The following is a 10,871-nucleotide window of genomic DNA, read 5'->3' on the forward strand; positions in this document are numbered from 1 at the left end:
ATAAAAAGTTAAAAATAACCTCATATAAGGCCAATTTTTTCCTATAATTCGCAGTGTTTTAAGGAGTTTTCTTGTATGATGCTGCCATCCTTAGAATCACGTTATCGTCTTGAAAGTATTTTAGGTCGAATCTAACAATCAGCTATTTTATATTACTATTGTCAATGCGTTGATAGACGTTAATTGAGCAGCCAAAGATGGGTAAAGGTCATATTTATGAGTAGAGACACACGTCAATCCCCTAACAATCAACGCTATTTTACAGTATGGAGATGGCATTTTTATGCAGGCATGTTTATTGCCCCTTTTTTGATTATTTTAGCGGGTACAGGACTTGGCATGCTGCTTATGTCCAATACAACAGGCCGAGATAATGACCGTCTAACGGTTTCCCCTCCACAGTCTATGGTTCAAGCCCCAATTGCCAACCAAGCAAAAAACGCCCTCAAAACCTTACCAAATAGCACGCTGATTAAATATATCGCACCTCGTGATACCGAGATAGTGGCCTTGTTTCAAGTGATATCAGATGGGCATGACAATATGGTTGCGGTAAATCCGTATACCGCTGATATTGTTAAAAGTACGCCCACTAATTCGGGCTTGTACAATACTCTTGATAGCATCCATGGCGACTTGCTATTAGGGAAGGTTGGTGACTTTATTCAGGAAGCCACCGCCTCATTAACTATTTTGATGATTTTAACGGGTTGGTACTTGTGGTGGCAAAAACGTAAGTCTGTCAAAGCCATGTTGTTCGCTAATGATGCGAACCTAAAGAAAAAGCGATCATTTTTTCGTACAATTCACGCAACCTTAGGCACTTGGATATCCATTGTATTATTATTTTTCTGCATTTCAGGAATGGCTTGGGCAGGTATTTGGGGCGAGCGAATCGTACAGGCTTGGAGTCAATTTCCCGCTGGTAAATGGGGCGCCGCGCCCATGCCACTTTCGATTGACCACAGTCAGCATCATGCAGGTATGGATATGGATAATGCCGATGCCGCGCCGCACATTCATGGAGCAGCAGCAACGCCTGCAGCAACTCATGGTCGTGTATTAAATACGGGCAGTACCAAAGAGGTACCTTGGGTGCTAGAACTGACGCCAATGCCGCTGTCAGGGACAACCAAAGGTGAGAACGGTATCGCGTCCAATATCCCTATTATGATTGATACGGTAGATAGGTTTGCGCGTGAGATTGGCTTTGCAGGACGTTATCAGCTGAATCTACCACAAGGCGAGACAGGAGTGTGGACGATTAGCCAAGATTCTATGAGCTACGATATGAAAAGTCCAACGGCTGACCGTACGGTGCATATCGACCGCTATTCGGGGAAGATATTGGCTGATATCCGCTTTGAGGATTACAATGCTTTCGGCAAATTTATGGCAGCGGGTGCGGCTATTCATATGGGAACGCTAGGATTATGGAGCGTGTTAGCCAATGTGCTGTTTTGCTTATCTGTGATTGCAATTTGTGTGAGCGGTTATGTCATGTGGTGGCAACGTCGTCCTCGTAATACCAACGAAATCACTGGACTAAATCCACCAGCACGTGGTCAAAGTTTTTCTATATGGTGGCCGTTTGCCATTCCCTTGCTTGTGGTGGCTATTATATTCCCAGCTGCAATTATTATCATTGTGGCTATTGCGTTATTGGATTTTTTAGTAATTTCTCGAACCCACTTTATGCAGAAGCTGTTGAAATAAACGATACGATTAAATTTAGGTAGGCAATAGTTAAGGTTTAACAGATACTGTGCTTAATTGAGGCCACTTTTAAAAAGTGGCCTTTTTTTTGCTGTGCTATTTTTATCTATAGTGTTTGCTAACAAAAAAGTAGTGCTATCTCATGACGTAGACCTTCACTGTATCAAAAATATTTCAATACTGTATTGATAATCATTATTATTATCTTTATCATGTACAAACTCTAACGTAACAAACCATATATTTATTCAACAAGACTATTAATAAATAGCTCATTTCTCATGATGCTCTACAAAGCTAACATGTATTAGTAAGCACTATTGTCTTGAATAACTGCCTTCCCTTAAATTCTCCTCACTTTCATTGAGATACCTTTATGATTACACAAAGTAGAAAACAGCATAAACCTAACCCTTTAAGTTGGAGCGTTAAGCGAACCATGCACCTTTCAGCCATTGCTTCGTTGGCAGTAAGCTCATCTATGATCCATGCTGAAGTATCACAGCAACAACCAATCAATGACAATGGCATTGAAATCAATCGTGGCGACAATAGGTCAGAACCAAGTACCACGCTACCAACTATCGTGGTCATGGCAGAAACGAACAAACAGGTCACGGAAAATACTGACAGCTATACAATCCCTGTCACCAGTAGCGCCACCGGTATGGGCTTGTCGGCCAAAGAAACCCCGCAAGCGGTCAGTGTGGTTACTAATCAGCAAATCAAAGATCAAAACTCAACCACCCTAATAGATGTGCTTAAACGCACGCCTGCTATCCAAGTAAGTAGCGTTGATGGCGCGCGTAATGGTCTTTCATCAAGAGGCTTTGCTATCAATAGCTTCCAAATTGACGGCTTAAATACCGATTTTGTCCAGCAAGCTGCCATGGGCGAATACTCTGCCAATACCGCGATGTTTGACCATGTTGAAACCGTACGCGGCGCGACTGGTTTGATGAGCGGCTCAGGCGACCCTTCTGCCAATGTTAACTTAATACGTAAACGGGCTGATAGTAGCGTTCCAAAAACAGAGCTATCCGCCAATGTTGATCGTTATGGGCAATATGGTCTCAGTGTTGATCGTAGTCAATCTTTAGTAGAAAGTGGCGCGGTACGAGGCCGAGTGGTGGCTAGCTATCAAGATGGTGATACCTTTATCGACCGTCAAGAATTGGGTCAAAGTCTGCTTTATGCCACAGTAGATGCGGACGTGGGCGACAGCACCACGGTCAGTGTGGGTGCTAGCCGTCAACACAATAAATCAAAATCAACCATGTGGGGCGGCTTGCCAAACTATCTAAGTGATGGGTCAAAAGCGGATTGGGATACCAGTAAAAATGGCAGCGCAGATTGGACAAACTGGGATTCTGATAATACCTATTACTTTGCAGATATTGACCATGATTTTAATGCCGATTGGAACTTGACCACCAATGCCAGCTATAACGAGAATGACAGTAGTCCAAAGCTGCTTTATATGTATGCCAATGGCGACCAAGTCGTGAATCCTGATACCGGACTGATTTTTAACCTACACCCATTTCATGCCGATACCGAACGCAACCAGTTCAATGTTAAAAGCAAGTTAACCGGTAACTTTGATGCGTTGGGAAAAACGCATAAGCTCATCGTAGGCGGCTCCTATAGCAAAAGTGATCTTGATACTTTCACTTATAAGCCACCGCCTGATGGTATGTTGCCGCTCCCAGATTTTTCTGACTGGGATGGCAGTTATCCTGAACCAGAATGGGGAGCGCGCAATCGCAGCTCTGATGTCACAACCAAAGAAAAAGCCATTTTTGCAGCAACTCAGCTCAAATTATCGGATCCTTTAGCCGTGATTTTGGGAGCGCGTGTGTCTGATTTTGAACGCTCAGGTGTGCAGTATGGCCGTAACGTCAACACGGAAGCCAAACACATCTGGACACCATACGCAGGGATTACCTATGCGGTTAATGACAATCACAGTCTTTATACCAGCTACAGTGATATCTTCAAACCTCAAACTCAGCGTGATATAAACGGTAAATTCCTCGATCCTATCGAAGGTAAAAACTATGAAATCGGTCTAAAAAGTGAGTCAGATAATGGCACATTACAAAGCCAAGTGAGTATTTTCAGAATCGAGCAGGACAACCTTGCTCAACTCGATGGCGGTCAAATAATACCCGGCACCGATCTGGAAAAAGCCTACTACGGAGCAAAAGGTGCCACCAGTCAGGGCGTAGAAGTACAAGTGTCTGGTCAAATCAGCGACCAACTACAAGCGAGTGTTGGTTATACGCATTTTAATGCTGAAGACAACAAGGGCAAAACCATCAATACTGGCTTTGCTGATACCACGCTGAATCTGTTTGCCACTTATAATCTTGATCATATCATTCCTAATTTAACTATTGGCGGCGGCGTTGACTGGTCAAATGGATACTATGGTATTGTCAAAAACCCTGTGACGAAACAATCTGAAAAGTACGGTCAAGATGACGTGACGCTTGCCAATATCATGGCAAGATATAGCTTTAACGACAATCTTGAAGCGCAGGTTAATGTGAATAATTTGTTCAATCAAAAGTATCTTGCGGGCAGCACTTTTAGTGAATTGACTTACGGTGAGCCTTTGAATGTAGTCGGCAGATTAACCTATCGCTTTTAATCTTTCGCTTTTCACTTTTATGCCGATCATGACCTTTCACTTTCATACGCAGGCAGTCACATGAGTAAGCGCCGTAGCAGTCATGGTTTTTATCTACCTGAGTTTAAAGTCCTCAGTCGTATTTTTTTAGCGATTATTGGTAGCTATGGCATCGCGGTGCTTACGAGTTTGACGTTTTTGACCTTACCTATAGATGAGATTTCTGCCATCTATTGGGGTCAAATTGCTAGCGTTGTCGTATGTGCGCTCATCCTTGTCTTAGTATTTTCTTTGCGTCGTTTATGGCTGGCATGGACACTGATCGTCGGTATTGCAGGGATATTAGGGGTGATTGATTATGTCGCTATTTAGATTTTTCTTACCATCAGGCTGTTATTATGCCCTCAGACTCTACTAAGACCCAAACTGCCACAATGAGTAATATTCAGACAAAGGGTAAAACTAAAGTGAAGGGCTATCGAGTCATTTTATCTGACGTCCATACTTGGTTTGGCCTGTTATTAGGTTGGTTGCTGTTTACCATTTTTCTGATGGGCACGGTCAGTTATTTTAATAATGAGCTGACAGCATGGATGCAACCTGAAATTCCGGCACGCTCTCAGCAAACGCCATTCACGTCTTCAACATTTACGCACAACCAAAATGTGACAAATCTAGAAGATAAGTCAGATGGTTTTGCTATGGCAATCGCTCACTTACAGCAAACCCAAGCCCATGCCAAAAACTGGTTTATTGCTAAAGATATTAATGGCGATAATATTGCTCAACGTCTACATATTAATGTGACTACAGATGACAAAAGGCTAAAATATCAGTTTGATACGCAAACCCAAATGGCATATACACCAAGAGATACCGTAGGCGGTCACTTCTTTTATCGTATGCATTTTGATTTGCATTATATGAGTGTGATATGGGCCAGAATTATCGTCGGTATAGCTTCTATGATGATGTTGATTGCTATTATCACAGGCGTTATTGTCCACAAAAAGATATTTACGGATTTTTTTACCTTTCGTTGGGGTAAGGGGCAACGCTCGTGGCTTGATGCGCACAATGCTTTTTCTGTGCTGCCAATACCGTTCCATTTGATGATTACCTTTACCGGCATCATAACCTTAATAACCTTATATATGCCGTGGGCAGGCATGGTATCTGGGGTAGATAATGAGCAGTTTTTTAAGGAAATTTACTCTTATCGGGCAGCGGATGCAACCGAGTTACAGGCTGCCCCTATGGCTAGTATTGCTCCATTGCTTGCCACGACACAATCTGATTGGCAAAAACGCAACCCTAATTATACCGTGACCAGTGTCAGTATTAATCATCCCAATACTGACCAAAGTATGATTATTATCGACGGTAAAGCTGAGCATCAATTATCAACGTTAGGGGTATTTCGTATTTATGATGGGCAAACAGGGGAAGTACTCAAAGACAGTCGACCGCCGCCGCTCGCTGTCCAAACACAAGCGGTCATGATAGGTTTGCATGCAGGACGCTTTGCGGATAATTGGTTGCGTTGGTTGTACTTTTTATGTGGCGCAGCGGGCTGCGGTATGATTGCAACAGGCTTAGTGCTTTGGACGGTTAAACGTCGCCGCCAATTATTCACTATAGATAAGCCTGATTGGGGATTTTGGTTAGTAGAAAAGCTCAATATTGCGACGCTGGCGGGATTGCCTTTAGCGATGATAGGTTTTTTATGGCTCAATCGTCTATTGTCGTTAGAGTTATTAGGGCGAGGCAAGTGGGAGGTAGATGGGTTTTTTATCATCTGGGCGTTTGGTTTCTTGCTGACGTTATTACTCTCTAGTCGTCATGCATGGCGTCTATTATTATCATTAATTACTCTATTACTTTTATTCACACCGCTACTCAACAGCCTAACTACCGAGCGCGGATTGCTTCACAGTATCTTGAGCGTCGATGTGCTGTTTATCAGCTTTGACGTTATGTTTTTTATTCTAGCGCTGCTGTTTGCTTATATTACTTATGTGGTCAGTTTTAAGAAAGCATCTCACCAGCAAAAAATAAAGTCGCCTAGTCGTTCAAAGCTTCAGATGGAAAATGTATAGTATGTCTAACGCGCTGTTATCTGGATTGCTATTGGCATTTAATCTGCTAGGTATGATGGCATTAATGATGACCAGTAAAAGACATAGGAATAAGTTTCATCTCAAACGGCCACTCTTAGTCGCCGTAAGGTCAAACCTGCTATCTCATCATGATGAGCAGAAACGATATATCACTAAACAGCAAAGGTTACGATGGCTGGGATTGCTACTGCTATTGATAGGTTTCATTTTCCCTTTTTTTGCACCTCATACTGGTTATTTTATCGTTGTCTGGTTTGCTAGCTTAATCGTAGCAGCAGGAGTTGTATATTTAAGCATGGTTATTTATGAAAAACTGGCATAGCCAGTTTATATAAAAGCGCCAAATTCAAAATAAAATGCTGCTATAAAATTTCCCCGCTTGCAGTATGCTTTGATATTAAACATTTTAATAGTACGACTTATTAGCAATTATTCTAGCTGAGCAATTACTCTAACATAGCAATGGCGTCCGCACTGGCGCGTTGGCGTTCTTCTGCATTTAACTCTGTCAGCTTTCCTTCTTTCATCATCAACAAGCGGTCGGCATGCTCAAAATAACCGTCGTCATGACTGATAATAAACAGCGTTTTCCCCATGGCTCTTAATTCAGGAATCAGCGTTTGATAAAATACTCGGCGAAAAGCAGGGTCTTGGTCAGCAGCCCATTCATCGAGCAGCAGAAAGTCCTTTTGTTCGGTGACAGCGAGCAGCATGGCCAAGCGTTTGCGTTGTCCTTGTGACAGCTTGTCGGTAGACAATCGATGGTCAGTTACCGTCACTTTATCTTGCAAATTTAATTTATGTAGCCACTCAGTTACTAAGGACATATCAGGGTCATTGTCTTGACTGCCAATCAGTTGTTTAAAAAGATGTTGATCGCTAAAAATGGCAGAAAACAGCTGCCGATAATTGGTATTGTTATCCGAATCAATCGTTCGTTTGTCTACTTTTACAGCGCCTGTCGTAGGTATAAAGATGCCAGTAATTATTTTTGCAAGGGTTGACTTACCGCTGCCATTAGAGCCTATCAAAAACACCACTTCGCCACGCTTCAAGGTTAAATTGACTCCTTTTAAAATATCATCAGTAAGCGACTTATTTTCAGGTACACCTTCTTGTGTATGGTGGTTTATACCTTGATAGCGATAGCTCACATTGTTCAGTGAGATGGTCTGCCAGTCATTTGCTGCTATATTGGTTAAAAACGCTGGCTGATAATCAGCAAGCGCCAACGTCTGTATTTTATCTAACGCGACTTGCGCCGTTTGTAAAGTGGGATAAGCGCCAACGGCTTGTAGTAGGGGCGATTGCATAAATAAAATGGTCAAAGAAAAAGTGGTGGCAACGCTCATGGGAATATTCAGATAGTTTGAGACCGCAAAGACGACGCCAATCGCTGCAAACATCATAATGTTCGACCAATTCACTGCTGATAAGTGAAAGGTATCTGCTTTAATAACACGCTCTTTATAGGACTGGGCGTGACTCAAAAAATCATTGGTATACAGCTTTTGCGCGCGGTGCTGATTAAGTGCAAGCTCTTTTCGACCTTCGATAATAGATTGATAATCTTGATACAGAAGATCATTAATCTCCCTTAATTCTGTTAAGTGCTTATAAACGTGCTTCACCAAAATGGTGCTTATCCAAATCGTCATTACAATCCAAACCATGATGATCAGCAATAGTGGCAATGACAACCAACCCAAATATAAAGCGACTCCGCTAGATAAAATTACCCCTTGAACCAACTCTGGCATACGGACAAAGGCGACGGTAATCGATTGGATATCGGTAGACAAGCTGGCGAGTAGTTGGGCGTTTCCTAATTTGTCAATCTGCGGAATGTTGGTATCGATGATTTGTTTGACCAGCTTGGTTCTGAGCTCATACACAAATCTATGACCCAAGCGGGTTAGGGCATATTGTGATAAAAAAGTCGTGACCAATAGCAGAACCACTAACGCTGAAAAATAGCCTAAGCTCTGCCATGATAAGGTATTAAAAACAGGCTGACTGATAAAGGCGTGGTTAATATAAGCAATAATACCCACACTGACCGCCGCATTGACTAAATTCAATAAGATAACTTTGAGAAAAGGCAGACGATAATGCGACCAGATCATATGATATAGAGAAGCTGTAGCGCGAGAGGACATAAGGACTCAATAATAAAATGAATTTTGCGTATTTTTAGATAGCACAAAAGGGAGTAGGTGGTGCCTAATCCCTTTTATTTAACTCTGGTAATGATTCTATAACGACAATTTAATCAGTATAGTAGTCTCATTGGCGAAGCTTAGCGTTTAAATTTAAAAGTCAAACGTCGCTGAAACTTTTAAAGCCGTGGGTTCACCGGCATTTAAATAACCAGCATTTGTATAGCCACCGACTGATTGCCAATAATCTTCGCCCGTGACATTGGTTACCATGCCTTTTAAGGTAACATCTTGTCCGGCCAGCACGGTTTTATAGCGAGCTCCAAGATCTAACGTGGTATAACCGTCAACCTTTAAGGTATTGGCATTATCGGCATAGCGTGGGCCCGTATGAATGATTTCACCTGTTAAGGTTAATCCTTCGAGTGCCGCAACATCATATTCTAGATTGACATTGCTTTGTAAGGTAGGAAGACCAATGACTTTATTACCATCTAACGCAGCATCACCAGTGTCTTTTTGTTTGGCACTTAAATAACTGACCCCCGCATTTAGGCGCATATTTTCGCTAGGGCTACCAAATACGGTCAGTTCTACGCCTTGGTGACGGTTTTTACCAGCAGATATAAGGGTGTTTGAAGCATCGATATAGTCACGTGCGGCATCAGTGCGATATATTGCCAAACTACTGCCAATAAGCCCGTTGTCATACTTCACGCCAACTTCGGTTTGTTCGCTTACATAAGGGTCCAAAGCTTGACCAGCATTGGTAACAGGAGCATTGTTATTTGTCTGAGGGGCTGTTTTTCCTGGCGTTAAGCTTTCGATATAGTTACCGTAGAACGACCAATCCATGTTTGGTTGATAGGCAATACCGATACTTGGTGTCCACTCACTCTTATCGTAATGAGCAGTTTCTGCCTGCGTGTTGGCATCATAGCTGGTGGTTTTTATATTTTGATGACGTACACCCAACGTGGTTTTCAGTTTGTCATCGAACAGCGATATGGTGTCTGCTAGCGCAAAGCTTTGGAGTTGCTTTTCATTGGTTAATTTTGGATCGTCTAAATTGCCGCCAAACGTAGTTGTACTTGTAAAAGGGACTTCCGTGTAGTCGGTAGGGCGGTAAAAATTGGTCGCTAGCTGATTGCCAAAATCATATGCGAATGCGCCTTTTTCTTCTTGATCATAGAGGTTTGCGGCCAACACTAAGTTATGAGCCACTTCACCGGTTTGTAATTTACCACGTAGACCAAGCTCGGCACTTTGTACCAAATCTTCTCTAGAGTTATCAAAACGATAAATCGTGCCCGCACCATCAGCACTGTTTACGGTTAAGGTGGCTAGTGAGTTTTCTTCCTCGCCACTTCGTATGCCGTAAGCACCATAAGCGGTGAGATTGTCATTAAAATCATATTCACCTCGAATGGTACCAAAGATATCTTTTTCATCTGAGTACGTCCAAGGCTGCGCCCAATTTTTTGAGCCGTCTGGCGCTTTTGGTACGCTAGAAACACTGCCAAGATTGACACTAGGGCGAGTCTCTTTGAGTTTGTTATCTTGCCAGCCTAAATCTGCTGATAGACGATATTGCTCGCCTTTATAATCTAGCCCAAGCGCTGCCAATCCCAATGTTGAAGATTCATCATCGATGGCACTATCGCCATCTTGATAAGCGGCGTTAAAGCGCACGCCAAATGCATCCTCAGTGCCAAAACGGTCACTCACGTCGACGGCAATTTTACCTTGGTCACCTTGACCATAACCAAGCGTTAATTGGCGTAGTGGGTCATTACTAGCACGTTTTGGTAATAGGTTAATCGTACCACCAGCATTGCCGCCACTAGGCGCTGCACCATTTAGCATGGCAGAAGCGCCGCGTTGGACTTCAACACGCTCAAATAATTCGGTGGCGATATACTGTCGGGGCAAAATACCATATAGGCCATTAAACATCGTATCATCTGATGTGGTGATGAAACCGCGCATAAAGTAAGCTTCTTGAAAGTTACCAAAACCTCTGGCCACGCGGACAGTTGGGTCTTTTTTGAGCAGGTCGCCCACGCTTTGTGCTTGTTGGTTGGCAATGTATTCGTTGGTATACGATGTAGTAGAAAATGGCGTATCCATGATGTCTTGATTGCCTAAAATTCCTACGCGGCTTCCGGTCGCCACTTGGCCACCTTCGTAAGCATCTGGCAATCCATCCGCTGACGCATCCGCACTACTGGTCACTACAAT

At 42.8% G+C, this 10,871-nt stretch carries 7 protein-coding genes; 5 read left to right on the forward strand and 2 right to left on the reverse strand.

Features of this window, described 5'->3' with window-relative positions:
• Positions 1-216 precede the first annotated feature (216 nt).
• From ACT3RN_RS12025 to ACT3RN_RS12045, 5 genes are all read left to right on the forward strand, one after another.
• Positions 217-1,716, forward strand: a complete 1,500-nt coding sequence (locus ACT3RN_RS12025; RefSeq protein WP_192529700.1) for a PepSY-associated TM helix domain-containing protein — start codon at positions 217-219, stop codon at positions 1,714-1,716.
• A gap of 376 nt (positions 1,717-2,092) precedes the next feature.
• Positions 2,093-4,372 (forward strand): TonB-dependent siderophore receptor, encoded by a 2,280-nt coding sequence (locus ACT3RN_RS12030; protein ID WP_442073040.1) that lies wholly within the window; start codon positions 2,093-2,095, stop codon positions 4,370-4,372.
• Positions 4,373-4,432: 60 nt separating this feature from the next.
• Positions 4,433-4,723 carry a hypothetical protein gene (locus ACT3RN_RS12035; RefSeq protein WP_192520477.1) on the forward strand — a complete coding sequence of 97 codons (291 nt, stop codon included), beginning with the start codon at positions 4,433-4,435 and terminating at the stop codon, positions 4,721-4,723.
• Positions 4,724-4,749: 26 nt separating this feature from the next.
• On the forward strand, positions 4,750-6,450 hold the full coding sequence (locus tag ACT3RN_RS12040; protein WP_192520476.1) for a PepSY-associated TM helix domain-containing protein: 1,701 nt from the start codon (positions 4,750-4,752) through the stop codon (positions 6,448-6,450).
• 1 nt (position 6,451) lies between these two features.
• Positions 6,452-6,793 (forward strand): hypothetical protein, encoded by a 342-nt coding sequence (locus tag ACT3RN_RS12045; protein ID WP_192520475.1) that lies wholly within the window; start codon positions 6,452-6,454, stop codon positions 6,791-6,793.
• Between the two features lie 124 nt (positions 6,794-6,917).
• Here ACT3RN_RS12045 and ACT3RN_RS12050 read toward each other — a convergent pair whose 3' ends face one another.
• On the reverse strand, positions 6,918-8,630 hold the full coding sequence (locus ACT3RN_RS12050; RefSeq protein ID WP_192520474.1) for a multidrug ABC transporter permease/ATP-binding protein: 1,713 nt from the start codon (positions 8,628-8,630) through the stop codon (positions 6,918-6,920).
• Positions 8,631-8,783: 153 nt separating this feature from the next.
• Positions 8,784-10,871 (reverse strand): TonB-dependent receptor (locus tag ACT3RN_RS12055; protein ID WP_444518674.1); only part of this gene is annotated, 2,088 nt, incomplete at its 5' end.

Origin of the sequence: Psychrobacter sp. AOP5-GZ1-6 (genome assembly GCF_052376345.1) — a bacterium.
Taxonomy (GTDB): domain Bacteria; phylum Pseudomonadota; class Gammaproteobacteria; order Pseudomonadales; family Moraxellaceae; genus Psychrobacter.